The organism is Actibacterium ureilyticum, from assembly GCF_002285435.1.
Lineage (GTDB): Bacteria > Pseudomonadota > Alphaproteobacteria > Rhodobacterales > Rhodobacteraceae > Actibacterium_C > Actibacterium_C ureilyticum.
Window position 1 is genome coordinate 738,791 of record NZ_NSBT01000037.1, and the last position, 24,404, is coordinate 763,194.

Consider the following 24,404-nt stretch of genomic DNA (forward strand, 5'->3'; position numbering starts at 1 on the left):
ATCACTTCAGCAGATAGGGAAGGTTGACGGTGACCGCGCCCGTGGGGCAGTCGGCCTCGCACGGCATGCAGTACCAGCATTCGTCGTATTTCATATACGCGGTCTTGCTGCCGTCCTCGGATTCGGCGATGCGCAGCACGTCCAGCGGGCAGACATCCACGCAAACGGTGCAGCCCTTGTCGGCGATGCACAGATCGTCATTGACGGTCACCGGAACGGTCGTGGCGGTTTGGGCGAGAGGCATGCGTCTGCTCCTTGTTATTCCGCGGCGACCGAGGCGCCGACGCGTTGCTTGTAATAGGCGTCTTTCTCGTCCTCGGCGATTTCGACGACATAGGGCTTCACATCCTGCTTGCGATGGGCCGGTTTGCCATCTTCGCCCTTGGTCAGGATCGTGTGGCAGAACCAGTTTTCATCGTCGCGGTCGTATTCGACCCGGTTGTGATAGAGACCCCAGCGGCTTTCGGTGCGGTAAAGCGAGGCCGCCGCCGCCATGTCGGCGCAATCCAGGATGGTCGAGGCTTCGAGCGCGCGCATCAGTTCGTGCGCGTCGCGCACATACATGCCCTGCTCCATATCCTCGCGGACCTCTTCGAACCGCTTTTGCGCCAGCTCCATTTTCGCTGTAACTTTAGGGGGTTGCAGATAGTCGTTCACAAGACGGCGGGTCTTGTATTCGATCTGATTGGGCGGGATGCCATCGTCGCGTTTGGTGGGGGCCAGAACGCGGGTGCGCTCGGCCTCGACCTCGCCCGCGTCGAAACTGGCGTAATCCACATCGGCGATGAAATCAGCCGCATCCAGCCCGGCAAAGGCCCCATTGGTAAAGGCGCCCAGCATATAATTGTGCGGCACGTTCGCCATGTCGCCCGCCGCGTAAAGCCCGGGGATGGTGGTGCGCGCATGCTCGTCGACAAAGACGCCGCTGGCCGAATGGCCCGAGCAGAACCCGATTTCCGAGATATGCATCTCGATCATCTGCTTGCGGTAATCGGTGCCGCGCCCGGCGTGGAAATGGCCGCGCGTGGGGCGTTCCACGATGTGCAGAACGCGCTCGATCTCGCTGATGGTTTCCTCGGCCAGGTGGTTCAGCTTCAGGTAAACAGGCCCCTTGCCGCCCTGCAGCTCGTCAAAGAATTCCTGCATCATCTGGCCCGACCAATAGTCGCATTCGATGAAGCGTTCGCCCTTGGCGTTGGCGGTATAGCCGCCCATCGGCCCCGCGACATAGGCGCAGGCCGGACCGTTGTAATCCTTGATCAGCGGGTTGATCTGATAGCATTCCAGGTTCGCCAGCCCAGCCCCCGCGTGATAGGCCATCGCATACCCCTCGCCCGAGTTCGACGCGTTCTCATACGTGCCATAAAGATACCCGCTGGTCGGCAGGCCCAGACGCCCCGCCGCACCCAACCCCATGATCACCGCCTTGGCGCGCACCACCAGGAATTCCGCGCTGCGGGTGTTGACGCAGACGGCACCGGCCACCCGCCCCTCGCCCGTCAACATGCGCGTGGCCATGTAACGGTTGATGATGTTGATCCGCGCCTTGCGCAGCTGGCGATACAGCGCCTTTTTCACCGTGTCGCCATTGGGCATCGGCAGCACATAGGTGCCGATATGGTGCACCTTCTTGACGTCGTATTCGCCGTTCTGGTCCTTCTGGAACCGGATGCCGAAGCTGTCCAGTTCCTGAATGATGCCATAGCATTCCTGGGCATAGCGATAGACGGCCGCCTGATCGCAGATACCGTCATTGGCGATGGTGATTTCCTTGGTGTATTGCTCGGGCGTGGCATAGCCGGGAATGACAGAGTTGTTCAGCCCGTCCATCCCCATCGAAATCGCGCCCGAGCGTTTCACATTCGCCTTGTCCAGCAGGACGACATTGGCGTTCGGGTTCTTCTTCTTGGCTTTCAGCGCCGCCATCGGTCCGGCTGTCCCGCCGCCGATGACCAGGATGTCACAGTCGATCTGTGTCAGGCCATCCAAAATTTCGTCCATTGCTCGACTCTCCATCTGGCTGGGATCAGTCTGCGCCGCAGCGCAGCGACCCAATGTCAATTACTTGTCAATGTGCCGCGAAAGTTCGCGCAGATACGGAAACGGATAGATCGCCTTTTCGTGCCCGTCGGAAAAATGCACGTTCACGCCGAAGGCCCCGACCGGATAGACGCCGGTGATGCGGATACCGTCCTTTACCCGCACTTCGCCATGGTCGATCAGCTCGCGCCGGGTCCAGGCATCGCGCGCCGCGCGGCGCAGCATATCGGCGGGCAGCGCGCTGTGACCGCCCGCCTGCCAGGTGACATTCAGAAAGGCCGCGTCATCGCTTGGGGCCAGGGTGTCGATCATATGCACGCTCCGTCATTGGTTCCCCGCAGCGTCGCGCAAACCCCGGGGCGGCAATAGCAATTAGTTTGCGGACAGCGATTCTGCGTTGCGGCACATCTGCAGGGGAACAGGAACGGAGCGCTATCATGACCTATGTCGTCACCGACAACTGCATTGCCTGCAAATACACCGACTGTGTGGATGTCTGCCCGGTGGATTGTTTCTACGAGGGCGAGAACATGCTGGTGATCCATCCCGACGAATGCATCGATTGTGGGGTCTGTGAACCCGAATGCCCCGCCGACGCGATCCGCGCCGATACCGAGGACGGGATGGGCCCCTGGGTCGATTTCAACCGCAAATATTCCGAGGCCTGGCCGGTCATCCTGGAATCGAAAGAGCCGCTGCCCACGGCCGATGCCCTGGACGGTACGGCGGACAAGCTGGACAGCCATTTTTCCGAAAACCCCGCCCCCCAAGCCGCCTGAGGAACCCGCGATGAACATCCAGACCGCAAAAGCCAAGATCCTGCCCGACGCCCAGACCGTGACCGATGTCCGCCACTGGACCGACACGCTGTTTTCCTTTCGCGTCACGCGCCCGCAAACGCTGCGCTTCCGGTCGGGGGAATTCGTGATGATCGGGCTGCTGAAAGAGGACGGCAAGCCGCTCCTCAGGGCCTATTCCATCGCCTCGCCTTCGTGGGATGACACGCTGGAATTCTATTCGATCAAGGTGCCCGACGGCCCCCTGACCAGCCGGCTGCAAAAGATCGCGCCGGGCGACCAGATCATCCTGCGGCCCAAGCCGGTGGGCACGCTGGTTCTGGATGCCCTGCTGCCGGGAAAACGGTTGTGGATGATCTGCACCGGGACCGGGATTGCGCCCTTTGCCTCGCTTCTGCGTGATCCGGAAACCTGGGAAAACTACGATCAGGTGATTGTTGCCCATACCTGCCGGACGAACGGCGAACTGGCCTATGGCGCCGAAATCATCGACGCCCTGCCGCAGGACCCGCTGATCGGCGAGCTGGTGGGCGACAAGCTGAAATACTATCCCACAACGACCCGGGAACCTTCGGCCATCGAAGGCCGGATCAGCGACCATATCCGCGATGGCCGGGTGTTCCGGGCGCTGGACCTGCCCGCGTGGAATGCCGAGGACGACCGGGTGATGATCTGCGGCAACCTGGCGCTGAACAAGGACATCATGGCGCTGTGCGAGGCACATGGGCTGGAAGAAGGCGCGAATTCCGCGCCCCGTCATTTCGTGGTCGAAAAAGCGTTCATCGACTGAGCCACAGCGCGGCCAGATCGTCGATATCGGACTGGCCGAACCGCACCGATCCCGGCGTCACGAAGGCGGGCGTGCCCAGGATCTCCAGCGCGATGGCAACATCGCGGTTATGGGTGATCCGCGCGGTGATCGCGTCGCTGTCCATCTGTGCCGCGATGGCGTCGAAATCCAGCCCCTCGTCGGCGGCAATGCGGGCAAACCCCGCCGCGTTCATCGGCCCGCGCAGGGACCACAAGCGGTCATGCACCCGGTCATAGGCATCCGCCCCCGCCACCGCGCGGGTCGCCAGCGCAAAGCGCGCCGCGCGTTCGGATGCGGGCGACAGGATGGGCAGGTGTCGCATCTCGATCCGCAGATCGGGGTTGTCGGCCACCAGTTGCACCAGCTTGGGGTGCATCGCCTTGCAGGGCGCGCATTTGTAATCGAAGAACTCGATCACGCGAACCGGCGCATCGGGCGCGCCCAGCCCGTGACGGGGCGGGTCGGTGAACAGCCCGGGAAAACCCGCCAGCTTCTGTTCCAAAGCGGCTTGCGCCTCGCGCTTGGACAGAACCTCCAACGCTTCCAGGATCACTTCGGGATTGGCCAGAAGATAGGCCCGCACGCGCGCGTCGAACCCGTCGGTTTCGGCACGCGCACCCGGACCCGCCAGCAGCAGGGCAAGGGCCAGGCATGTCGATCTGATCATGGGTCTTCTCCCGTCAACTCTTCCGCCGCACGGGCGGGTCGGAATACGATCCCGCGTGCGGCGGCGATCAATGTCTCCATCCGTTCCGGCAACGCATAAAGCGTCACCCCCCAGGGCGTCCCACAAGGCGCCCGCCCCACGGGGGCCGAGATCGCGGCCAGCCCCAGCGGGTTGGCGAAATTGGTATAGTACCCATTGCCGAAATTCGGCCCCAGCGGGTCGTCAGCCACCATCTGGCGGGTCACGATCCGCCCCACGGTGGGCGTCAGCAACACGTCATGCGCGTCCCAGAACGGGGCCAGCGCGGCGCGGCAATCGGCCACCGCGTATTGCGCGCGATAGGCATCGGCGGCGGTGAACTTGCGGCTGGACAGCACCAGATCGCGCACCACCGGATCGCAGCCATCGGGATGCGCCGCGATGAATTCCCCCACCGCGACATCGCGCTCCGACAGGAACGGCCCGAAGAACATCAGATCGTTGATCGCGCGGAACCGGTCCAGATCGACCGTGCCCACATCGCCCAACGCCCCGCGCAGCCCGTCATACAGCGCCGCCACCCCGTCATCGCCGAAGGTCTCGATCCGCTCGGGCACGGCGATGCGCGGCGCGCGGGCCGGAGCGCGCGTGATGGTCTGGCTAAAGCCATCTGCGGGGTCGCGCCCGCGCACGACCGCATCGACGGCGCAGACATCGTCCAGCGTCGCGGCAAAGACCGTGGGCGTGTCGAAGCTGCGACAGGCATAGACCAGCCCGGCCCGGCTCCAATCCCCCGGCGCGGGCTTCAGGCCCCAGATGCCGTTATAGCTGGCCGGGATGCGCCCCGACCCGCCGGTATCGGTGCCGAAGGCTAAGCTGACGATGCCGGTCGACACCGACACCCCCGCGCCCGACGATGACCCGCCCGGGATGGCGGCGGGGTTGAACGGGTTGGTTGGGGTGCCATGGGGCGACCGGGTGCCGACCAGCCCGGTGGCGAACTGGTCCATGTTGGTCTTGCCCAGACAGATCGCCCCGGCCGCCCGCGCCCGCGCCACCACCGTGGCATCGCGCGGCGCGCGATAGGCGAAGGCCGGACAGGCGGCGGTGGTCGCCATAGCGCCCACATCGATATTGTCCTTGACCGAAAAGAGCGTGCCGTAAAGCGGCAGATCGGCCATCTGGCCGCGCCTGGCATCCAGCGCATCAGCCTCGGCCAGGATGCGCGCGCGGTCGGCGGTCGAGATCCAGACCGCGTCCTGATCGGCATCGCCCAATCGCGCCAAAGCCGCCTCGACCGTGGCCCGCACGGTCGTCGCGCCGCTGGCATAGGCGCGCCGCAACGCGCCCATGCCCATGTCCATCGTGCCTGTCATGTTATTTGACGACCGCTTCCAGGTATTCGGGATGCAGGAAGCTTTCGAAGGTTTCGCGGCTTGGTGCCTCGGGCAGGCGTTCCTGGCTGACCAGAAATTCCGAGGTCGCCACCAGCGTATCGACAAACCCGCCGCGGGCCTCGGACGTGCCGATATACTGGCCGGTCAGCTGCTTTTCGCACGGCACCATCTCGGTCCCGCGCATCATCCGCGTGGCGTCTTCCAGCGCCAGTTCCAGCTCTTCGGCGATGATCTTGGCGGTCTCGGCCGGGTTCGAGATCCAGTAATCGATCCCCTCGCATTCGGCGGCGATGAACTTCTCGACATAATCGGGATAGGCTTCGGCGAATTCGTTCATCACCACGCCCACATCCCAGGTCGGATAGCCGCGCTTTTCCATGACGTTATGCCAATCGGATCTCGATGAAGCTGCGCCCCGCGGTCGAGGCCGACAGCTATGTCCTGCTGCGCAACTTCGCCGCGCGCCGTCATACCATCGCGTTCGAGCTGGAAATCGGCGTCCCGCCGGAAGAGATGGAATCCTCGCTGGTCAGCCTGCCGGTCAGCGTGCCCAACCGGTATGACGGGTCGCTTTATGTCGTGCAACTGCGGGGGCGGACCCTGTCGGTTGCGGCGGCGCGCTTTGCCCAACAGATCACCGACAAGCTGGTCAGTCGGTTCGACGGCGCCCCGGGCTAGGGGGCGTCCGGCCCGGGCCATGCGCGGCCCGGACCGGTAACGGCTCGATGCCTCAGTCGCTGATCGCGCCCTCGGTGTCGCGGCGGGCATGCATCCGCGCCTTGACCCGTGCGCCCACGATCAGCGGCAGGACAAACCCCACCAGCGCGATGGCCCACAGCGCAATCGACAGCGGGCTGTCGACCAGCGTCCACCAGTTGCCATTGTCGATGGTCACCGCACGGCGCAGGTTGTTTTCCATCGAATTGCCCAACAGCGTGCCCAGGATGATCGGCACCAGCGGCACGTCCAGCTTACGCAGGACCCAGCCCATCACGCCAAAGCCGATCATCACCAGCAGATCGAAGCTGGAGCCAGAGATGCCATAGATCCCCACGAAGCTGACCATCGCCACGATGGGCATCAGGATCCGCGACGGCACCATCAGCACCCGCGTGAACAGCCCCACCATCGGGATGTTCATCGCCAGCAGCATGAAATTTGCGATGAACAGCGCCGCGATCAGGCCCCAGACCACATCGGGGTTCTGCGTGAACAGCAGCGGCCCCGGCGTGATGTTCAGCGCCAGCAGCACCGCCAGCAGCACCGCCGTGGTGCCCGACCCCGGCACGCCCAGCGCCAGCATCGGCACCAGCGCACCGCCGGCAGCGGCGTTGTTGCCTGCCTCGGGCGCGGCCACGCCACGCGGATCGCCGGTGCCAAAGGTGCCGTCCTTGTCGACCAGCCGCTTTTCCATCGAATAGCTGATGAACGACCCCAGCGAGGCGCCCGCGCCGGGCAGCACCCCCGCGATGAATCCCAGGACCGAGGTCCGCAGCATGGTGGGCGTGCAGGCCTTGATCATCGACATCGGCGGGTAAAGCTTGCCGATCTTCAGCTTGTGGCCCTCGGCATCCGATCCGCCATGGCGGGTTTCCAGAAAGATGAACACCTCGGACAGGGCAAAGAGGCCGACAATCGCCACCAGGAAATCCAGCCCGTCATACAGATGCACCTCGCCAAAGGTGAAGCGCGGCACGCCGGTCTGGGTATCGACCCCGATCGTCGCCAGCCCCAGGCCAAGCGCCGCGGCAAAGGCCGATTTCGCCTGGTTGGTCGAACTGACCCCGCCCAGCGTCATGAAGGCCAGCGCGAACAGCGCGAAATACTCTGCCGGGCCGAAGAGCAGCGCGATCTTGACCAGCTGCGGCGCCAGCAGGATCAGGCCCCATGTGGCCAGAAAGGCGCCGACGAAGGACGCGATGCCCGACAGGCTCAATGCCTCGCCCGCGAAGCCCTTCTTGGCCATCGGATAGCCGTCCAGACAGGTCATCATCGCCGGTTCGTCACCGGGGATGTTCAACAGGATCGACGAGATCCGCCCGCCATACATCGCGCCATAATAGACCGAGGTCAGCAGGATCAGCGACGGTGTCGCCCCCAGCCCCATGGTAAAGGCCAGCGGGATCAGGATCGCCACGCCGTTCGACGGACCAAGCCCCGGCAGCGCGCCCATGATCGTGCCCAGGAAACAGCCCAGCAGCGCCAGCAGGATGTTCTGCCATGTCAGCGCGATGGCAAAGCCGTCGCCCAGTGATGCGAAAAGCTCCATATCGCCCCCCTGCCCCTAGAACCCGAACGGGCCGCGCGCCAGCGACAGACCCAGTATCAGGTGAAAGATCACGTAAATCCCGACCGATGTGCCCAGTCCCACCAGCACGGATTCGACCGGGCCCGAGCCCAGCCGCCAGGCCAGATAGGCGGCGGCGAAGAAGGTCGCGATGACAAAGCCCGCGACGGGCAGCATCTGGGCATACAGCACCATCACCACCACGGCGGCGGCGATCTCGGCCAGCCGCCCCAGCGGTGGCCAGACCGGCTCGACATCGGGCCTGAACGCGATCACCGCGGATGACAGGCCCAGGATGGCGGCAATGATCAGGGGGAAGGCTTTCGGGCCAACGGCATCGGACAGGAAGCTCTCCTCGATCGCGAGGGCTGCAACCGCAAAGCCGATGGCGAGGAGAATACCGAAGACCCCGAAGATACGATCGCTCATGGCGGATCTCCTTGTCGGGTGTCGGGTCAGCGTCGGCCGCCACGTATCGGGTGCAGCGACCGACAGGTCCCGTGAGTGGGATGGGTTATTTGATGATGCCGATCTCGCGCGAGATCGACTGGATCTGCGCGACCGACTCCGCGACGAAGCTTTGGAATGCCGCGCCCTGCAGGTCCAGCGGCGCCAGACCGTTGGCGGCCATCACCTCTTTCCACGCATCGCTGGCATAAAGATCGCCGACCTTCTGGACCCAGGCGTCATAGGCCGCGTCCGACATGCCGCCCGGCGCATAGAAGCCGCGCCAGTTGGCGCCGATGGCATCCACGCCCTGTTCGCGGGCGGTCGGGAAATCGGCGAACTCACCGGGCAGGCGCTCGGGCGACAGGACCGCGATGACCTTGATATCGCCGCTATCGACAAAGCCCTTAGCCTCGGAAATATCGCCGGTGAAGGCCTGAACCGAGCCGGCCAGAAGCTGGGTCACCGCCTCGCCACCGCCGTCAAAGGCGATGTATTTGACCGACCGGACATCGTCGATGCCATAGGCATTGGCGGCGATCAGCACCTTCAGGTGGTCCCAGCCGCCCACGGCCGAGCCGCCCGCGACGGAAACCGATGTCGGGTCAGATTTGATCGCGTCCAGCAGCTCGGGCAGCGTGTTCACGGCGCTGTCGGCCGCCACGGCAATCACGCCATAATCGGCGCCGATGCTGGCCAGCCAGCGCACCTGTTCCATCGTATTGCCCGGATAGGCACCCTGCGCCAACCGCGTCGCGGTGGCCGAGCTGGCCGCAACGATCAGGTCGTTGTCATCGCCGCGCTTGTTCACGACCTCGGCGAAGGCCACGCCGCCGCCGCCGCCGGCCAGGTTCACGACCTGCATGGTCTTGTCGATCAGCCCCAGATCCTGCAGCGACTTGCCGACCTGACGACAGGTGAAATCCCAGCCACCGCCCGGGTTTGCGGGCGCGATGCATTCGGGGTTTTCCTGGGCATGGGCCGCGACAGCGGACAGGCCCAGAACGGCAGCGGCAATCAGGCCGCGGGTTGCAGTGAATTTCATGGTTTCCTCCTCATTTCCGGCCGGGCGCGTGGTGCGGCGCCCGTGACCAACCCGGCCATCGAACGGCACTGTCTTTGCAGCGCGCGCCCTTGCGGGTTAGATGGGTGTAACCGGTTTACCTGTCACGAACCTGTCAGGACCCATGGGGAGGGGGCAAATCATGCGGGTATTGATGGTCGAGGATGCGCTGGACCTGGCCGAAGGCGTGGTGGCGCGGTTTTCGCGGTCGGGCGTGACCTGCGACCTGGCCCCCAGTATCGAGGCCGCGCGCGATTTCCGCGCGGTTCAGGGCTATGACGCGATCCTGCTGGACATCAACCTGCCCGATGGCTCGGGGCTGAGTTTCCTGCGCGAGATGCGGGCCGATGGCGACCGCACACCGGTGCTGATGCTGACCGCCCTTGCCTCGGTCGATGACCGGGTCGAGGCGCTGGATCAGGGCGCCGACGATTACCTTGGCAAGCCGTTCGATCAGCGCGAGCTCGAGGCGCGGCTGCGCGCGCTGGTCCGTCGCGAGGCCGACCGCAAGGCGCCCCAGATCACCCTGGGCGCGCTGACCTATGCGCCCAAGGAACGCAGCGCGCTGCTGGGCGGCAAGCGGCTGGATCTGACCCGGCGCGAGGCGATGCTGCTGGATGTGCTGATCCGGCAGCAGGGGCAATTCGTGTCCAAGGCGCGGCTTTACGATTCACTTTACGGTTTCGACGATGCCGATGTCGGCGTGAACGCGATCGAGCTGTATATCGCCCGGCTGCGCAAGAAATTCGCCGGCAGCGGCGTGTCGATCACCACCCAGCGCGGCGTGGGCTATCGGATTGGGCTGGATGGCTGAGCCGCGCGCGCCCCAAAGCCTGACCGCGCGGGTGTTGCTGGCGGTGCTGCTGATCCTGATGCTGGGTGGGCTGCTGGTTGCGGGCTCGACCTGGTGGAACGGGCGGCTGGCGGCGCGGCAATCCTATGACCGGCTGCTCCTGGGTGCGGCCAGCGACATCGCGGAATCGATCCGCATTCAGGCCGGTCAGCCGCTTGTGGATTTGCCGGTGTCGGCCTTTCAGCTTCTGGCACAGGCGCCCGATGACCGCATCTTCTATCAGGTGCGCGATGCAACCGGGCGGTTCATCACCGGGCTGGACGAAACCACCGCCATCGACGCCCCGCGCGGCGCCGACAGCGCCTATTTCGAGGCCGCGCTGAACGGCGAACCCGCGCGGTTCGTGCGGGTCACCCGGCGGTTCGCCGAGCGCGACTATTCCGGCCAGATCGTCGTGCTGGTGGGCCAGACCCTGCACGCCCGCCGCGCGATGACGCGGACGCTGATGGCCGATGCGCTGCTGCCGATGGCCATTGCCGGGCTGGCGCTGGTGCTGATGTCGGGCTTTGTCGTCCGCTCGGCCCTGCGCCCGCTCGAGGCGCTGTCGCGCAACCTGATGCAGCGCGATCCCTATGACCTGACGCCCATGCGGACCGACCGTCTGCCGCGCGAATTGCAGGGGACCATTGCCGCGATGAACCGGTTCATGGCCCGGCTTGATCGCCAGGTGGACGCGATGCGCAACCTGATTTCCGACACCGCGCATCAGCTGCGCACCCCGGTCGCGGCGATCCGGGTACAGGCCGAAACCGCGCTGGACGATCGCGAGACGCGCGCCCGGTCGCTGGAGCGGCTGCTGGCGCGGACCCGGTCGCTGGGCACGCTGCTGGATCAGCTTCTGTCGCGGGCGATGGTCATCCACCGCACCGACAGCGCGCCGCGCCTGCCTGTCGACCTGCGCGAGGTTGCGTTGGAGATCGTCGAGCGCCGCGATCACGAGGTTCTGGCACCGGGCGTCGAGGTCCGGCTGAAGATCGGCGATCTGCCGGTCATGGTCACGGCGGACCCGTTTTCGTTGCAAGAGGCCGCCAGGAACCTGTTGGGCAACGCGCTGAGACATGGGCAAGCCCCGGTCAGCATCGGCGCGGAACGGCGCGGCGACCGCGCGGTCCTGTGGGTGCGCGATGGCGGTCCGGGCCCCGACAAGGCGGTAGCCGAACGGCTGGGCAGCCGGTTCAACCGCGATGCCAGCTCGGCCGAGGGGAATGTGGGTCTGGGCCTGTCGATCGTGCATTCGGTCGCCGCGGCCTTTGGCGGCCATGTCGAGATGACGCGCCACAACGACGGGTTCGAGGCCGCGCTGATCCTGCCCGCCAGCCCGACGGAGGGGCCGGAATGACACGTCTGCTGACACTCCTGCTGGCGGCGGTGCTGCTGTTCCCGGTATCGGCGCGCGCGCAAGAGGCGGTGGCCGAATTCGGCACCGGGGCCACGCGGCTGAACGTGCGGTCCACCACCGATATCGGCATTGTCCGTCCGGTGATCGACCGGTTCATCGACCTGAACCCCGACCTGTCGATCCGGTACGAACAATGGGGGTCGAACGCGCTTTTCGCCAACAGCCGCGCAGCCTGTGCTGGCGATGGCCCGGTGGCCGATGTGGTGCTGTCCTCGGCCGTGCAGCAGATGGTCTGGCTGGTGAATGCCGCCTGTGCGCATCGCTATCGCTCGGCCCTGACCGCCGCGCTGCCCGGCCCGCGGATCTGGCGTGACGAGCTGTGGGGGATCACGGCGGAACCGGCGGTCATCGTCTATAACAAGCGCCTGCTGGACAGCGCACAGGTGCCGCGCAGCCGCTTTGCGCTGCTGGATGCGATGCGCAACCGGCCCGACATGCTGCGCAACCGCATCGCCACCTATGACATCGCGGAATCCGGTCTGGGGTATCTGTTCGCCTTCAGCGACAGTCTGGAGGCGACGACCTTCGGCGCGATGCTGGAAGGGTTCGCGCGCGTCGATGCCATCGCCACCTGCTGCTCGGCCGAGATCATCCAGGGCGTCGCCAGGGGCCGGTTCCTGATCGCCTATAACGTGCTGGGGTCCTATGTCGCGACCGCCCGCGCGCCCGAGATTGGCGTGATCCTGCCCGAGGATTACACCCTGATCCTGTCCCGCGCCTTCATGATCCCGCGCGGGGCGCGCCACAGCGCGGGCGCCGAGCGGTTCCTGGATTACCTGCTGTCGCCCGAGGCCCGCCCGACCCTGATCCAGAGCGGGCTGGTCACGGTGCTGGACCCGCTGGAAACCGGGCTGCTGCCCAGCGCGCGGCGGGCGATTTCCCTGTCGCCCGCGCTGTTGGTGGCGCTGGACAAGCACCGCCGGCAGGGGCTGTTCGCGCTGTGGGACGATGCGTTCCGCCCCGTGGGCGGCCCCTAGCCGGCGAACCGGTCCTTGTAGCGGTCGCGCAGGATGTTCTTCTGCACCTTGCCCATCGTGTTGCGCGGCAGCTCGTCGATGACGATCAATTCGCGCGGATGCTTGAACCGCGCCAGGCTGCCCTGCACCGCATGCTGGATACCGTCCAGATCCGGCGCCGCGCCCGGGGCTGCGACCAGCACGCCCAGAACGGTCTCGCCGAAATCGGCATGGGGCACGCCGATCACCGCGCTTTCCAGCACGCCGGGCTGTTCATCCAGCACCAGCTCGATTTCCTTGGGATAGATGTTGTAGCCGCCCGATATGATCAGGTCCTTGTTCCGGCCCACGATATGGACATAGCCATCGGCATCGACCTGCCCCAGATCGCCGGTGATGAAGAACCCATCCTCGCGCAGCTCGGCCGCCGTCTTTTCCGGCATCTGCCAATAGCCCTTGAAGACGTTCGGGCCGCGCACCTCGATCAACCCGATCTCGCCCCGGGGCAGATCGCTGCCATCGTCGGGATTGGTGATCTTCAGCTCGACCCCCGGCAGCGGAAAGCCCACCGTGCCCGCGCGGCGTTCGCCGTCATAGGGGTTCGAGGTGTTCATGTTGGTTTCCGTCATGCCATAGCGTTCCAGGATGCGGTGGCCGGTGCGGGTTTCGAACTGCACATGGGTTTCGGCCAAAAGCGGGGCCGAGCCGGAGACGAAGAGCCGCATATGCGCCGTCAGGTCCCTGGTGAAGCGCGTGTCCCCCAGCAGCCGGGTATAGAATGTGGGCACCCCCATCATCGCGGTCGCCTTGGGCAGCCAGTCGATCACCGTATCCAGATCGAATTTCGGCAACAGGATCATGCTGCACCCGGCCATCAGCGCCACATTGGTCGCCACGAACAGCCCGTGGGTGTGAAAGATCGGCAGCGCATGCAGCAGCACATCCGCCTTGGTAAAGCGCCATTCGCTGACCAGGGTTTCGGCGTTCGACAACAGGTTGTCCTGCGTCAGCATCGCGCCCTTGGACCGCCCCGTGGTGCCCGAGGTATAAAGCAACGCCGCCAGATCGCCGCTTTCACGCTCGGCGGTGTTGAACTCCGTGGGCATCCCGCGCGCCTGATCCATCAGCGTGCCGCTGCCATCGGCATTCAGCGTCTCCAGCCGCGCGCCCAGCTTTTCGGCGACCGGCGCCAGCGTCGTCTGGCTGCTGCCATCGCAGACCACCAGCGACGCCCCGCTGTTTTCGATGAAATAGGTCAGCTCATCGACGGTATAGGCCGTGTTGAGCGGCAAAAAGACCAGCCCCGCCTGCGCGCAGGCGGCATAAAGCGCCAGCGCCTGTGGCGATTTCTGCACCTGTGCCGCGACGCGGTCGCCGGGCTTCAACCCGATTGCGGCGGTGACATGGGCGATCTGCGCGGCCAGGGCCAGGAACTCCCGGTGGCTGATCACCGTGCCATCCGGCAGATACAGAAACGGCGTCCCTTGCCCGGCATGGGCCCCGAACAGGCGGTCGTAAAGGGGGTTGGCCATGGGGTTACCTTTCTCGTTTCGGTGTCGGGTCTGCGGTTTCGGCAAAGGCGCGGACATCGGCGCTGGCAACGACATCCCGGGTGGTGGCGAAATTTTCGTGGTTCTGTGCGACCTTTGACAGGTCGTAAAGGTAATTCACCATCGCACCGCCGGATTGGGCGCGGCCCTTTTCGGACGTGTCGGCATCGGCATGGACGGCATGGACGATGGCGCCATTGCCCAGATGGAACCGCGCCACCGGGTCATAGGGCAGCCCGCCCCGCGATTTCGCGCGCAGCAGGTAATGCGCGGCCAGCGCCCGCATCTGCTGCGGCTGGTCCGCGTCCCATTCCAGCCCCTCTGCCTGCAGCCACCGGGTCAGGCCGGGGATCGGCGACAGGGTGACGAAGGTTTTCAGGTTCGGCAATTCGGCGGCCAGATCCGAGGCCACCTGTTTGATCAGCGAATTGCCGAAGGAAATGCTGGCCAGCCCCGCCTGACAATTCGAGATCGAATAGAACGCGGCGGTGTCGGCCTGATCGGCGGCGATGGCCTGGCGGTTCTCGGCCAGCAGCGCCTGGATCGAACCGGGCGTGCCGCGGGTCAGCGCGACCTCGACGAAAATCAGCGGCTCGTCGGGCATCGAGGGGTGAAAGAACGCGAAACAGCGGCGATCGGCAGGCTCCAGCCGACGGCGCAGGTCGTCCCAGCTGTCGATCGCGTGCACGGCCTCGTAGGCGATGATCTTTTCCAGGATATGCGCGGGGCTTTCCCAGCTGATCGGGCGCAGCACCAGAAAGCCGCGATTGAACCAGCTGGCAAAAAGGTGCCGGAAATCCAGATCCAGCGCCTGTAACTCCGGGTCGTCGCCGCCCAGCTTCAGCAGATCGGCGCGCATCTTGACCAGATTTTCGGTGGCGCCTGGCACGTGGTTCAGGCGGCGGATGAATTCCTGCCGCGCGGGCTCCACCGCGGCGGCAAAGGCGCGATAGCTGGCCTTGGACGGGGCGCGCTCATATTCATCCAGCGTCGTGCGCACGGTTTCGGGGTCGATATCCAGCGCCTGTGCGATATAGCGGAAAAACGCCAGCTTTTCGTCATCGCCCAGCGTGACGAAACGCGACAGGATCTCCTCGGCCAGCGCCAGGCCCGATGTTTCACCGGCCGAGCCCACCAGCGCCTCGGCCAGTTCGGTCAGCGGGCGGCCATCCTCGGGGGCGCCCGGCGCACGGCGGCGATAGCGCCGCTCGAACACCGTCGACAGCAGATCGGCAAGCAGGGTCATATCGCGGCTCCCATGACCAGATCGGGCAGCCATGTCGCCAGCCCGGGAAACAGGCACAGCAGAACGATGGCCAGAAACATGCAGGCCACGAAAGGCAGCGACCCCACAAGGATGGTTTTCAACGAGATATCCGGCGCGATGCCGTTGATCACATAAAGGTTCAGCCCGACAGGGGGCGAAATCAGACCGATTTCCATGTTGATCGTCAGCACGACGGCAAACCAGATCGGATCGAACCCGGCGGTGGTGATGATCGGCAGCAGGATGGGGGCCGCCATCAGGATCACCGCCACGGGCGGCAGGAAGAACCCCGCGATCAGCAGGAACACGTTCACCGCCCCCATTAGCACCCAGCGGTTCACGTCCAGCGTGCCGATCCATTCGGCAATGGACTGGGTGATGAACAGGCTCGACAGCATATAGGAAAACACCCCCGCCGCCGCGATGATGAACAGGATCATCACCGACTCCTTGGTGCTGTCCCGCAGCACCACCCACAGCGCGCGGGGATGCCACAGCTTATAGATCACCATCGCGATCAACAGGCACAGAAGCGCGCCCACCGCAGCGGTTTCCGATGGCGTCGCGATCCCGCCATACATCGCGTAAAGCACGCCCACGATGATCGCCAGGAACGGCAGGACACGCGGCAGGATCTCAAACCGTTCGGCCCAGGTATAGCTGCCCGATCCCAGCCGCGTGGCATCCCCCGACCGCCAGGTGGAATAAAGCGACCAGGCCATGAACAGCCCCACCAGCAGCAGCCCCGGGATGACGCCCGCCAGAAAAAGCCGCCCGATCGAGGTTTCCGTCGCGATGCCATAGACGATCATCGTGACCGAGGGCGGGATCAGGATGCCCAGCGTGCCGCCCGCCGCGATGGAGCCCGCCGCCACCCCGTCGGGATAGCCGCGCTTGCGCATTTCCGGAATGCCCATCTTGCCGATGGCCGCGCAGGTGGCGGGGCTGGACCCCGACATCGCCGCAAAGAGCGCACAGGCGCCCAGGTTCGACACGACCAGCCCACCGGGGATGCGGGTCAGCCAGCGCTCCAACGCCTCGTACAGATCCGCCCCCGCCCGGGTCGAGGCGATGGAGGCCCCCATGATGATGAACATCGGGATCGACAGCAGCGCGAAATTGTCGAGCTTCCCGAACAGGATTTCCGGCATCAGCTCCAACGAGCGCGGCCCGTCGAACACGATCAGAAAGCCCGCCGACACGATCAGCAGCCCGATGGCGACCGACACGCCCGAAAACAGCACAAGGATGGTGGCAATCGCCACGATGCCACCCAGCAGCAAAGGATCCATCAGGGTTGCTCCAGTCCAAAGGGTTTGTCGATGCCCAGCAGGACGGCGACCAGATCGGCGATCAGTTGCAGCAGCAACAGGCCAAAGCCCACCGGGATCGCCAGGTACGGGATCCACAGCCGCACGCCCCAGACCGTGTCCGAGCGCCAGCCGCGCTCCCACGCGAAATGCCAGTATTCATAGCCATAGAACAGCATCACACCGATGATCGCGATCGACAGGGCCGAGGTGAAGACCGCCAGCACCAGACGTGGCCGGTCGGGGATCAAAAGCGGCACCAGATCGACATTCACATGCCCACGCAGCCGCTGGACGTAAGGAAGCCCGATCAGCGTTGCCGCGATGACCAGATAGATCACCGCCTCGGTCTGCCAGACGGTCGAGCCGTTCAGCACGAAGCGCACCACGATCATCTGACAGGTGATCGCCACGGCGGCGACGATCATCGCGGCCGAGCACCACCCGGCCAGGGTCGACAGGGCGGCAACGGCGCGCAGGAACGGGTTGCCCCCCGTCCGTGACGCAAGAACAGAGCTGTGGCCAGCCATCTGCGGCTCCTTCCAAAGGGGTTTCACTGGGTCGCGGGGGCGGCGCCGTGCCGCCCCGCGCGGGGATCACTCGACGGCCAGCGCCATGTCCAGAAGCGCCTGTCCGTCCGGCACATCCTCGACGAATTTGGCATAGGACGTTTCCTGGGCAATCGCGCGCCAGGCGTCGAAATCCTCGGGCGACATCTGGGCGATCTCGACCCCCGCCTGCTTGAAGACCTCGACCGATTCAGCGTCCTGCTTCTTGGCCTCTTCCAGATAGAAGGCCTGCGCCTTTTCCGATGCCGCCAGCAGCGCGGCCTGTTGTTCCGCGCTGAGCCCGTCAAAGGTCGATTTGTTCATCAGCAGCGGCTGATACATGAACCACAGCGCGACATCGCCCGCGGGCGTATAGCACGCGACCTGTTCATAGACGCGATAGGACACGAAGGACGAGGACGAGGTATTGGCCGCCTGCAACACGCCGGTCTGCAGCGCGTTATAGATCTCGGACGAGGCCATCGACGCGATGGACGCCCCCGCCCCGGCCAGCATCTGTTCGAACGCCTTGCCCGCCGCGCGGGTCTGAAGCCCCGCGACATCCTCGGGCTTGGTGATGCACTTGTCCTTGCCGGCGAAGCCACCGGCCAGATAGCCGTGGACCAGCACGATCACGTCATCCTCGGCCATCTTGGCTTTCAGCGCGTCCATGAAGGGTGAGGCCGACAGCCGCGCGGCGTGATCGTGGTTCTTCACCAGCCCCGGCATCAGCGTCAGGTTATAGGCGGGCTGCTGCCCCCCGGCATAGCTGAGCGGCAGCACGGTCATGTCCAGCTGGCCCCGGCTCAGCGGCTTGTACTGCTCGCGCGCCTTGAACAGCGATTGCGAGCCGAAGATCTTGATGTCCAGATCGACACCGGCGGCGGCAACCTCGTCGGCGACGATCTGCGCAACCTGATGGCGGACATCCTGGTTCGACCACTGGTGCGACAGGCGCAGCTCCGTGGCCTGAGCGGCGTGACCCACAGCGGCAAACGCCGCCGCGGCCAGCGCGGCTTTGAACGTGGTTTTCATGTTTTCCTCCCAAAGTCTCCAAAACGGCACAGGCCGTGGATGGCGGAACGTTAGCAGTTGTGTTTTTCAAGTCAATCATCTTGTATACAAAAACCCATTCCTTGAATTTCCCACGGAAGGCGGTATGACAGAAATCATGGAACAACGCCGCGCCGATACCATTGCCGCCGAGCTGGAAGAGCTGATCTTCAACGGCACGTTCTGCGATGGCGACCGGCTGGACGAGGTGCGGCTGGCGGAACGGTTCAATGTCTCGCGCACACCGCTGCGCGAAGCGTTGCAGCGGCTGGCCCGGTCGGGCCTGGTCGAGCTGATCCCGCGGCGGGGCGCCTTCGTGCGTCAGCCCGGCCCGGTCGAGCTGATGGAGATGTTCGAGGTCATGGCCGAGCTGGAAGCCGCCTGTGGCCGCTTCGCCGCGCGGCGCATCACCGACAGCGCGCTGGCCGAGCTGCGCGCCGCCAATGTCAACTGCCGCGCCGCGGTCGAGGCGCAGGACACAGACGCCTATTACGCCGAGAACGAGCGGTTCCATCACATCATCTATGCCCAGTCCGGCAACCGCTTCCTGGCCACCGAAACCGGCGCGCTGCACCGGCGGCTGAAACCCTTTCGCCGCCAGCAGCTGAAGCTGCGCGGGCGGATGGCGCAATCGCTGACCGAGCACGAGGCGATCCTGGACGCGCTGGAGCGGGGCGACACCGCGCTTTGCGCCGACACGCTGCGCGATCACGTCGCGATTCAGGGCGAGAAGTTTCACAACCTGATGGCCACGCTGAAGAACGCCGCCGAGTGAGCCGCAGGGAAACGCCATGAAACGATCGCGCATCAACCAGATCATGGCCGAGGCCGACGCGATGATCCGCGCGTATGGCTTCACCCTGCCGCCCTTCGCCTATTGGTCGCCGGATGAGTTCAAGCGCCGCGCGGCACAGGCTGCGCATGTGATCACCGCGCGCTGCGGCTGGGACATCACCGATTACGGCGCGGGCGATTTCGACCGGATGGGCCTGTTCCTGTTCACGCTGCGCAACGGGCATCTGTCCGATCTGCGGCGTGGCGGCGGGATGTGTTATGCTGAAAAGCTGCTGATCTCGCGCCAGGATCAGTTCAGCCCGATGCACACCCATGTGATCAAGGCCGAGGATATCATCAACCGCGGCGGCGCGACGCTGGTGGTCGAGCTTTACGGCTCGGAACCCGACGGGCGGTTCGACGATACGCGCGGCGGCACGGTCTTCTGCGATGGCATCCGCCGCGACTTTGCCCCCGGCGACAAGCTGCGACTGGCCCCGGGCGAAAGCGTCACCCTGCGGCCCGGCGACTGGCACGCCTTCTGGGGTGAGGGCGGCGATGTTCTGGTGGGCGAGGTGTCGACCGTCAACGACGACGAGACCGACAATATCTTTCGCGATCCCATCGGCCGCTTTGCCGAGATCGACGAGGATACGGACCCGACGCACCTGCTGGTCAGCGACTATCGCCGCTGGCTGGGTACCTGAGCCGCCGTCACAACAGATCGCGCGGCGCCTCGCCCCGGAAAAACGCATCCAGATTGTCCAGCGCGCGGAACCCCATCGCGTCACGCGTGGCCACCGTGGCGCTGCCGACATGGGGCATCATCACGATATTCTCATGCGCGGCGAAATCCGGATTGCCACCCGGTTCGGTCACAAAGCAATCCAGCCCCGCGCCGGCCAGATGGCCGCTTTCGATGGCGGCCAGCAGCGCCCCCTCGTCCACCAGCGCGCCGCGCGCGGCATTGACCAGAATGCTGCCCCGGGGCATCAGCGCGATCCGTTCGGCGTTCATCAGCCCCAGCGTGTCTGGCGTGGCCGGGCAATGCAGCGACACGAAATCCACCGCCGCCAACAGATCCTCGACCCGCTGGTGGTAAATCGCGGCACCCTCCTGCGCGGGCGGCAGGCGGTTGCGGTTGTGGTAATGCACCTGCATGTCGAAGCCGCGCGCCTTGCGCGCCATCGCCCGCCCCACCCCGCCCATACCGACAATGCCCAGCCGCGCGCCGGTGACCTGCTTGCCGACCAGAAAGGCGGGCGACCAACTGTCCCACGCGCCGCTGCGCACGATCCGGTCGCCCTCGACCGCGCGGCGGGCGGCGCCCAGCATCAGCATGAAGGCCAGTTCCGCCGTGGCATCGGCCAGGACATCGGGCGTGTTCGTCACCGCGATCCCCCGCGCCCGCAGCGCGGGCAGGTCGCAATGATCGGTGCCCACGGAATGGTTGGCCACGATCCGCAATCGCGGGTCCAGCTGTGCGACGACATCGGCGCTGAACTGTTCGGAATGACACGGGATCATGCCATCGACCCGCGCGCTCATGTCGATGATCTCCGCCGCCGTGCCGGGGGTGTCATCGGGTTTCACGATCACCTCGTAATCGCGCCGCGCGCGGTCCAGCGTGGCGGGCGACAGGCGACGGGGGATCCAGATGACCGGTTTCGACATCGCCCGCTAGCCTTTCGGTTTGCCGTTGGAGGTCAGGAAGTCCCAAGCCGCCAGCCCCAGCGTCAGCACGATGACCAGCACAAGGTCGATGCTGGGCACCGAGAATGCGAGGATGGCAAGAAACCCGGCGAAGACGGCAAAGGCGATCAGCGCGGTAAGCCGGTTCATGGCGTGTCCTTTCGTGAAATGTCGTTTGTGTCGCTGGCCCAGCGGTCCAGCCAGTGGGCGCTGCGCAGCAACCGGGCATCGCCGCCCACCGGGCCGACCAGTTGCACCCCCATCGGCAGCCCGTTTTCGGCCGTCAGCAGCGGTAGCGTGACGGCGGGCGTGCCGCAGAGCGTCCACAGTCCGTTGAAGATCGCATCGCCCGTCCAGCCCAGCCCCTTGGGCGCGGGACCCGGCGCGGCGGGGCACAAGATGGCGTCGCAACGCGCGAAGACCTCGGACAACGCCGCGTTCAGCACCCCGCGCCAGTCCAGCGCGGCGATATAATCGCGCGCCAGGATCGCGTTGCCCTTGGCCAGCGCCTCTTGCGTCTCGGGCCCCAACAGGTGCAGCCCGTCGCGGGCGTAACGGTGATAGCAGCGCGCCATCTCGGCGAAATTGATCCGCGCGCGGATATCGGCCGCCTCGTCGAACAGCGCGGGCAGATCGACCGGGAACACCTGATCGCCCAGGGCCTCGACCAGCTCGGCAAAACCCGCGTGGGTTTCGGGATCTGCGCTGTCCCAGCCCGGCGGGCGGACAAAGGCAAAGACCGGCGCCAGGGGCGGTGCGGACCGTGCGGTGTCCAGCAGCCGGGGGAACGGGGCCAGTTCGGTGGCGCTGTCGGCGGCATCATGGCCGAACAGAATCTCGGCCAGCAGCGCGGCCCCCGTGGGATCGGCGGCAAAGACGCCGACCGTATCCAGCGTGGGCGATTGCATCAGCACACCCCGGCGCGGGATCGCGCCGAAGCTGGGCTTGAACCCGGTGATCCCGCAAAACGATGCGGGCCGGATGACCGAACCGCCGGTTTGCGTGCCCACCGCCAGCGGCACCATCCCGTCAGCCACCGCCGCGGCAGAGCCCTGGGACGAGCCGCCGGGCGTGTGGTCGGGATTGTGCGGGTTGCGCGTCGGGCCGGGATGCATGAAAGCCAGCTCGGTCGTGACCGTCTTGCCCAGGATCACCGCGCCCGCGGATTTGAGCCGTTCCACCACGAAGGCATCGCGCGCGGGCGTGCGCCCCTTGTCCAGCGCGCAGCCGTTTTCGGTCGGCATCCGCACCGTGTCGATGATGTCCTTCAGCGCCACGGGCAGCCCGTGCAGCGCCCCCAGCGGCAGACCGGCGGCGCGTTGCGCATCCCGCTGGCGGGCCTGTTCCAGCGCGTAGTCGCCATCCAGCCAGGCCCAGGCCTGCACCTGCCCCTCGCGCACGGCGATGCGGTTCAGGCACAGGGTCACAAGCTCTTCGGCCTTCAGCGCGCCGGTGGCCAGCCGGTCGCGCAGTTCGACCGCGCCCAGGGTGATCGGTGCCGCCTCAGCCGCCATAGAACAGGTCCGGCAAATAGAACACGATCTGCGGGAACAGGTACATCAGCACCATCGACAGGATCACGCAGAACAGGAACGGCATGACACCGGAAAAGATCTGCGTCAGCCGGATTTCTGGCGGGGCGATCCCCTTGAGGTAATAGGCCGACATCGCCATCGGTGGCGTCAGGAACGAGGTCTGCAGGTTCAGCGCCACCAGGATGCCGAAGAACAGCGGGTCGATCTCGAAAAACGCCAGCAGCGGCAGAAAGATCGGCACGAAGATGATGATGATCTCGGACCATTCCAGCGGCCAGCCCAGCAGGAAGATGATGATCTGCGCCAGGATCAGGAACATGATCGGCGACAGGTTCAGCGACTGCACGAATTCCGAGATCACATGCTCGCCCCCCAGATACGAGAACACGGCCGAGAACGTATAGGACCCCACGAACAGCCAGCACACCATCGCCGTGGTGCGCACCGTCAGGTAGACGCTTTCGCGCAGCCGCTGCCAGGTCATCGCGCGATAGGCGAAGGCCAGCAGGATGCCACCCAGCGCGCCGATCGAGGCGGCCTCGGTCGGGGTGGCCAGCCCGAACAGGATCGAACCCAGCACCGCCAGGATCAGGAAGGCCAGCGGAAAGAACGAGGTCAGGATCATCATCACCAGCTTGCCCATGGGCACATCGGGGACCTCTTCGGCGGTGGGGCGCGGTGCGACCGACGGTTGCAGGATCGACCGCCCCGTGACGTAGATCAGGTAAAGCCCCACCAGCGTCAGCCCCGGCAGAAGCGCCCCGGCGTAAAGCCGCACGATCGACACGTTCGACGCCGCCGCATAGACGATCAGCATGATCGACGGCGGGATCAGGATGCCCAGCGTGCCGCCGGCGCAGATGATTCCGCTGGCGAATGACGGCTCATAGCGCGCCTTCAGCATCGCGGGCAGCGCCAGCAGCCCCATCAGCGTGACCACGGCCCCCACGATCCCCGTGGCGGTGGCAAAGAGCGCGCAGGTGATCAGCGCCGCCACCCCCATCGAGCCCGGAATGCGTTTGGACGCGATGTTCAGCGTGCTGAACAGCCGGTCGACGATATTGGCCCGTTCCACGACATAGCCCATGAACAGGAACAGCGGCACGGCGGTCAGAACCTCGTTCGACATCACCGTGAAGGTCTGGTTCACAAACAGGTCGAATATTCGGTTATTGGTGAACCCGTCCAGCCAGGTGGACCATTGGTCCCAGGTGCTGGCGGTTTCGGGATCCAGCCGCAGGTGGTCGCGCCACATCCGACGCGCGTCGTAATAGGCGTAATAGCCAAAGCCGATGCCCATGGCCATCAGCGTGAAGGCGATGGGAAAGCCCAGAAAGACGAAGACGATGAACAGCCCCAGCATCATCAGGGCGATCTGTGGATCGGTCATATGTGGGCATCCGTTTCTGCTTTGTCGGCTTCGCGCATCAGAAGGTCCTCGGTCTCGACCACGTCCTCCTGCGCCTCGATCCAGTGATTGGTGCGGATGGCGATAAGGCAGCGCAGCACCTGCGCGATCCCCTGGACGAACAGCAAAAGCCCCGCCGCGACGATCACCGTCTTGAACTGATAGATCGGCACGCCCGCCGGGCTGTTCACCGACACCTCGCCATATTGCCAGGACCGGGCGGCATATTTCCAACCGGCGAAGATCAGCGCCAGCACCCCCGGAAAGAAGAACAGGGTGTACAGGATCAGGTCCACCTTGGCCTGCGTTCTGGGCTGCCACAGCCGATACAGGAAGTCGCCCCGCACATGCCCCCCGCGCGACAGGGTATAGGCCCCGCCCATCATGAAAAGCGTCCCGTACATGATGAACGACACATCAAGCGCCCAGGCGGTGGGATTGTTCAGCACATAGCGCACGAACACCTCGTAGCCCGTCCCAACCGCCATCAGCACGATCAGCCAGGCGAAAGCCTTGCCGAACCATGCCGACAGATTGTCCGCAAAGCGTATGAACCCGATCATGGAGCCCC

General features: G+C 65.3%; 27 protein-coding genes. 8 read left to right on the top strand and 19 right to left on the bottom strand.

Translation table 11 applies throughout. The annotated features are described in order from the left end of the window. Position 1: 1 nt before the first annotated feature. From CLM60_RS16615 to CLM60_RS16625, 3 genes are read right to left on the bottom strand one after another with little or no spacing between them, the layout of a single operon-like run. A complete protein-coding gene (locus tag CLM60_RS16615; protein WP_095590218.1) occupies positions 2-244 on the bottom strand; it encodes a 4Fe-4S dicluster domain-containing protein in 243 nt (80 codons plus the stop codon). Positions 245-258: 14 nt separating this feature from the next. Beyond that, a complete protein-coding gene (locus CLM60_RS16620; RefSeq protein WP_095590219.1) occupies positions 259-2,001 on the bottom strand; it encodes a fumarate reductase/succinate dehydrogenase flavoprotein subunit in 1,743 nt (580 codons plus the stop codon). Positions 2,002-2,061: 60 nt separating this feature from the next. Then, positions 2,062-2,352, bottom strand: coding sequence for a DUF971 domain-containing protein (locus tag CLM60_RS16625; protein WP_095590220.1), 291 nt, complete (start codon positions 2,350-2,352; stop codon positions 2,062-2,064). Between the two features lie 125 nt (positions 2,353-2,477). Here CLM60_RS16625 and fdxA point away from each other — a divergent pair, with 125 nt between their 5' ends. Both fdxA and CLM60_RS16635 read left to right on the top strand, forming a co-directional pair. After that, positions 2,478-2,819, top strand: coding sequence for a ferredoxin FdxA (gene fdxA / locus CLM60_RS16630; RefSeq protein ID WP_095590221.1), 342 nt, complete (start codon positions 2,478-2,480; stop codon positions 2,817-2,819). Between the two features lie 10 nt (positions 2,820-2,829). Beyond that, positions 2,830-3,627 (top strand): ferredoxin--NADP reductase, encoded by a 798-nt coding sequence (locus CLM60_RS16635; RefSeq protein WP_095590222.1) that lies wholly within the window; start codon positions 2,830-2,832, stop codon positions 3,625-3,627. On the opposite strand, the gene CLM60_RS16640 is transcribed toward CLM60_RS16635, so the two are convergent. Genes CLM60_RS16640 through CLM60_RS16650 form a run of 3 tightly spaced genes read right to left on the bottom strand, consistent with a single transcriptional unit; the run spans position 3,617 to position 6,070 of the window. Continuing rightward, positions 3,617-4,315, bottom strand: coding sequence for a DsbA family protein (locus tag CLM60_RS16640; RefSeq protein ID WP_095590223.1), 699 nt, complete (start codon positions 4,313-4,315; stop codon positions 3,617-3,619). The genes CLM60_RS16635 and CLM60_RS16640 overlap by 11 nt on opposite strands. Next, positions 4,312-5,670 (bottom strand): amidase family protein, encoded by a 1,359-nt coding sequence (locus tag CLM60_RS16645; protein ID WP_095590224.1) that lies wholly within the window; start codon positions 5,668-5,670, stop codon positions 4,312-4,314. The genes CLM60_RS16640 and CLM60_RS16645 overlap by 4 nt, the downstream gene beginning before the upstream one ends. A 1-nt stretch (position 5,671) precedes the next feature. Next, positions 5,672-6,070, bottom strand: a complete 399-nt coding sequence (locus tag CLM60_RS16650; RefSeq protein ID WP_176473912.1) for a hypothetical protein — start codon at positions 6,068-6,070, stop codon at positions 5,672-5,674. 23 nt (positions 6,071-6,093) lie between these two features. Between CLM60_RS16650 and CLM60_RS16655 the strand changes: the two genes are divergently transcribed. Then, on the top strand, positions 6,094-6,369 hold the full coding sequence (locus CLM60_RS16655; RefSeq protein WP_095590225.1) for a type 2 periplasmic-binding domain-containing protein: 276 nt from the start codon (positions 6,094-6,096) through the stop codon (positions 6,367-6,369). Between the two features lie 52 nt (positions 6,370-6,421). On the opposite strand, the gene CLM60_RS16660 is transcribed toward CLM60_RS16655, so the two are convergent. The 3 genes from CLM60_RS16660 to CLM60_RS16670 all read right to left on the bottom strand — a co-directional run bounded on the left by CLM60_RS16660 (position 6,422) and on the right by CLM60_RS16670 (position 9,470). Further along, entirely contained in the window at positions 6,422-7,960 is a 1,539-nt protein-coding gene (locus CLM60_RS16660; RefSeq protein WP_095590226.1) for a tripartite tricarboxylate transporter permease, read from the bottom strand. Positions 7,961-7,975: 15 nt separating this feature from the next. After that, the gene (locus CLM60_RS16665; RefSeq protein ID WP_095590227.1) at positions 7,976-8,407 is read right to left on the bottom strand and encodes a tripartite tricarboxylate transporter TctB family protein; all 432 of its coding nucleotides are present in this window, start codon (positions 8,405-8,407) and stop codon (positions 7,976-7,978) included. An 85-nt stretch (positions 8,408-8,492) separates the two neighbouring features. Then, a complete protein-coding gene (locus CLM60_RS16670) occupies positions 8,493-9,470 on the bottom strand; it encodes a Bug family tripartite tricarboxylate transporter substrate binding protein (RefSeq protein WP_095590752.1) in 978 nt (325 codons plus the stop codon). Positions 9,471-9,630: 160 nt separating this feature from the next. Here CLM60_RS16670 and CLM60_RS16675 point away from each other — a divergent pair, with 160 nt between their 5' ends. Genes CLM60_RS16675 through CLM60_RS16685 form a run of 3 tightly spaced genes read left to right on the top strand, consistent with a single transcriptional unit; the run spans position 9,631 to position 12,717 of the window. Continuing rightward, positions 9,631-10,302 (top strand): response regulator transcription factor, encoded by a 672-nt coding sequence (locus CLM60_RS16675; RefSeq protein ID WP_095590228.1) that lies wholly within the window; start codon positions 9,631-9,633, stop codon positions 10,300-10,302. Next, positions 10,295-11,680, top strand: coding sequence for a sensor histidine kinase (locus CLM60_RS16680; protein WP_095590229.1), 1,386 nt, complete (start codon positions 10,295-10,297; stop codon positions 11,678-11,680). Before CLM60_RS16675 ends, CLM60_RS16680 begins: the two co-directional genes overlap by 8 nt. Then, positions 11,677-12,717 (top strand): ABC transporter substrate-binding protein, encoded by a 1,041-nt coding sequence (locus CLM60_RS16685; RefSeq protein WP_095590230.1) that lies wholly within the window; start codon positions 11,677-11,679, stop codon positions 12,715-12,717. The genes CLM60_RS16680 and CLM60_RS16685 overlap by 4 nt, the downstream gene beginning before the upstream one ends. Here the strand turns inward: CLM60_RS16685 and CLM60_RS16690 are convergent. The 5 genes from CLM60_RS16690 to dctP all read right to left on the bottom strand — a co-directional run bounded on the left by CLM60_RS16690 (position 12,714) and on the right by dctP (position 18,406). Then, positions 12,714-14,228, bottom strand: coding sequence for a malonate--CoA ligase (locus CLM60_RS16690; RefSeq protein WP_095590231.1), 1,515 nt, complete (start codon positions 14,226-14,228; stop codon positions 12,714-12,716). The genes CLM60_RS16685 and CLM60_RS16690 overlap by 4 nt on opposite strands. Positions 14,229-14,232: 4 nt before the next feature. Further along, complete coding sequence (locus CLM60_RS16695; RefSeq protein WP_095590232.1) at positions 14,233-15,492, bottom strand: malonyl-CoA decarboxylase; 1,260 nt, start codon at positions 15,490-15,492, stop codon at positions 14,233-14,235. Beyond that, complete coding sequence (locus CLM60_RS16700) at positions 15,489-16,805, bottom strand: TRAP transporter large permease (RefSeq protein WP_095590233.1); 1,317 nt, start codon at positions 16,803-16,805, stop codon at positions 15,489-15,491. The genes CLM60_RS16695 and CLM60_RS16700 overlap by 4 nt, the downstream gene beginning before the upstream one ends. Continuing rightward, positions 16,805-17,353, bottom strand: coding sequence for a TRAP transporter small permease (locus tag CLM60_RS16705; protein ID WP_095590234.1), 549 nt, complete (start codon positions 17,351-17,353; stop codon positions 16,805-16,807). Before CLM60_RS16705 ends, CLM60_RS16700 begins: the two co-directional genes overlap by 1 nt. A gap of 66 nt (positions 17,354-17,419) precedes the next feature. Further along, positions 17,420-18,406 (bottom strand): TRAP transporter substrate-binding protein DctP, encoded by a 987-nt coding sequence (gene dctP / locus CLM60_RS16710; protein WP_095590235.1) that lies wholly within the window; start codon positions 18,404-18,406, stop codon positions 17,420-17,422. A gap of 136 nt (positions 18,407-18,542) precedes the next feature. Between dctP and CLM60_RS16715 the strand changes: the two genes are divergently transcribed. After that, positions 18,543-19,199: a GntR family transcriptional regulator gene (locus tag CLM60_RS16715; RefSeq protein WP_095590753.1), complete on the top strand. Its 657-nt coding sequence runs from the start codon at positions 18,543-18,545 to the stop codon at positions 19,197-19,199. A gap of 16 nt (positions 19,200-19,215) precedes the next feature. Beyond that, positions 19,216-19,905 carry a D-lyxose/D-mannose family sugar isomerase gene (locus CLM60_RS16720; protein WP_095590236.1) on the top strand — a complete coding sequence of 230 codons (690 nt, stop codon included), beginning with the start codon at positions 19,216-19,218 and terminating at the stop codon, positions 19,903-19,905. Between the two features lie 7 nt (positions 19,906-19,912). Here the strand turns inward: CLM60_RS16720 and CLM60_RS16725 are convergent, their stop codons facing one another. From CLM60_RS16725 to CLM60_RS16740, 5 genes are read right to left on the bottom strand one after another with little or no spacing between them, the layout of a single operon-like run. After that, on the bottom strand, positions 19,913-20,872 hold the full coding sequence (locus tag CLM60_RS16725) for a 2-hydroxyacid dehydrogenase (protein WP_095590237.1): 960 nt from the start codon (positions 20,870-20,872) through the stop codon (positions 19,913-19,915). 6 nt (positions 20,873-20,878) lie between these two features. Next, positions 20,879-21,040 carry a hypothetical protein gene (locus CLM60_RS21005; protein ID WP_176473913.1) on the bottom strand — a complete coding sequence of 54 codons (162 nt, stop codon included), beginning with the start codon at positions 21,038-21,040 and terminating at the stop codon, positions 20,879-20,881. Then, complete coding sequence (locus CLM60_RS16730; protein WP_095590238.1) at positions 21,037-22,404, bottom strand: amidase; 1,368 nt, start codon at positions 22,402-22,404, stop codon at positions 21,037-21,039. Before CLM60_RS16730 ends, CLM60_RS21005 begins: the two co-directional genes overlap by 4 nt. Then, positions 22,394-23,815, bottom strand: coding sequence for a TRAP transporter large permease (locus tag CLM60_RS16735; protein ID WP_095590239.1), 1,422 nt, complete (start codon positions 23,813-23,815; stop codon positions 22,394-22,396). The genes CLM60_RS16730 and CLM60_RS16735 overlap by 11 nt, the downstream gene beginning before the upstream one ends. Further along, entirely contained in the window at positions 23,812-24,396 is a 585-nt protein-coding gene (locus tag CLM60_RS16740; RefSeq protein ID WP_095590240.1) for a TRAP transporter small permease subunit, read from the bottom strand. The genes CLM60_RS16735 and CLM60_RS16740 overlap by 4 nt, the downstream gene beginning before the upstream one ends. Positions 24,397-24,404 lie beyond the last annotated feature (8 nt).

Coding starts and splice junctions, on each gene's coding strand:
- CLM60_RS16640 (WP_095590223.1), bottom strand. CDS start 4,315: ATGATCAGATCGACATGCCTGGCCCTTGCCCTGCTGCTGGCGGGTCCG.
- CLM60_RS16690 (WP_095590231.1), bottom strand. CDS start 14,228: ATGGCCAACCCCCTTTACGACCGCCTGTTCGGGGCCCATGCCGGGCAA.
- CLM60_RS16655 (WP_095590225.1), top strand. CDS start 6,094: ATGAAGCTGCGCCCCGCGGTCGAGGCCGACAGCTATGTCCTGCTGCGC.
- CLM60_RS16730 (WP_095590238.1), bottom strand. CDS start 22,404: ATGGCGGCTGAGGCGGCACCGATCACCCTGGGCGCGGTCGAACTGCGC.
- CLM60_RS16680 (WP_095590229.1), top strand. CDS start 10,295: ATGGCTGAGCCGCGCGCGCCCCAAAGCCTGACCGCGCGGGTGTTGCTG.
- CLM60_RS16645 (WP_095590224.1), bottom strand. CDS start 5,670: ATGACAGGCACGATGGACATGGGCATGGGCGCGTTGCGGCGCGCCTAT.
- CLM60_RS16615 (WP_095590218.1), bottom strand. CDS start 244: ATGCCTCTCGCCCAAACCGCCACGACCGTTCCGGTGACCGTCAATGAC.
- CLM60_RS16685 (WP_095590230.1), top strand. CDS start 11,677: ATGACACGTCTGCTGACACTCCTGCTGGCGGCGGTGCTGCTGTTCCCG.
- CLM60_RS16660 (WP_095590226.1), bottom strand. CDS start 7,960: ATGGAGCTTTTCGCATCACTGGGCGACGGCTTTGCCATCGCGCTGACA.
- CLM60_RS16650 (WP_176473912.1), bottom strand. CDS start 6,070: ATGGAAAAGCGCGGCTATCCGACCTGGGATGTGGGCGTGGTGATGAAC.
- CLM60_RS16705 (WP_095590234.1), bottom strand. CDS start 17,353: ATGGCTGGCCACAGCTCTGTTCTTGCGTCACGGACGGGGGGCAACCCG.
- CLM60_RS16665 (WP_095590227.1), bottom strand. CDS start 8,407: ATGAGCGATCGTATCTTCGGGGTCTTCGGTATTCTCCTCGCCATCGGC.
- fdxA (WP_095590221.1), top strand. CDS start 2,478: ATGACCTATGTCGTCACCGACAACTGCATTGCCTGCAAATACACCGAC.
- CLM60_RS21005 (WP_176473913.1), bottom strand. CDS start 21,040: ATGAACCGGCTTACCGCGCTGATCGCCTTTGCCGTCTTCGCCGGGTTT.
- dctP (WP_095590235.1), bottom strand. CDS start 18,406: ATGAAAACCACGTTCAAAGCCGCGCTGGCCGCGGCGGCGTTTGCCGCT.
- CLM60_RS16720 (WP_095590236.1), top strand. CDS start 19,216: ATGAAACGATCGCGCATCAACCAGATCATGGCCGAGGCCGACGCGATG.
- CLM60_RS16740 (WP_095590240.1), bottom strand. CDS start 24,396: ATGATCGGGTTCATACGCTTTGCGGACAATCTGTCGGCATGGTTCGGC.
- CLM60_RS16735 (WP_095590239.1), bottom strand. CDS start 23,815: ATGACCGATCCACAGATCGCCCTGATGATGCTGGGGCTGTTCATCGTC.
- CLM60_RS16715 (WP_095590753.1), top strand. CDS start 18,543: ATGGAACAACGCCGCGCCGATACCATTGCCGCCGAGCTGGAAGAGCTG.
- CLM60_RS16635 (WP_095590222.1), top strand. CDS start 2,830: ATGAACATCCAGACCGCAAAAGCCAAGATCCTGCCCGACGCCCAGACC.
- CLM60_RS16695 (WP_095590232.1), bottom strand. CDS start 15,492: ATGACCCTGCTTGCCGATCTGCTGTCGACGGTGTTCGAGCGGCGCTAT.
- CLM60_RS16670 (WP_095590752.1), bottom strand. CDS start 9,470: ATGAAATTCACTGCAACCCGCGGCCTGATTGCCGCTGCCGTTCTGGGC.
- CLM60_RS16625 (WP_095590220.1), bottom strand. CDS start 2,352: ATGATCGACACCCTGGCCCCAAGCGATGACGCGGCCTTTCTGAATGTC.
- CLM60_RS16700 (WP_095590233.1), bottom strand. CDS start 16,805: ATGGATCCTTTGCTGCTGGGTGGCATCGTGGCGATTGCCACCATCCTT.
- CLM60_RS16620 (WP_095590219.1), bottom strand. CDS start 2,001: ATGGACGAAATTTTGGATGGCCTGACACAGATCGACTGTGACATCCTG.
- CLM60_RS16675 (WP_095590228.1), top strand. CDS start 9,631: ATGCGGGTATTGATGGTCGAGGATGCGCTGGACCTGGCCGAAGGCGTG.
- CLM60_RS16725 (WP_095590237.1), bottom strand. CDS start 20,872: ATGTCGAAACCGGTCATCTGGATCCCCCGTCGCCTGTCGCCCGCCACG.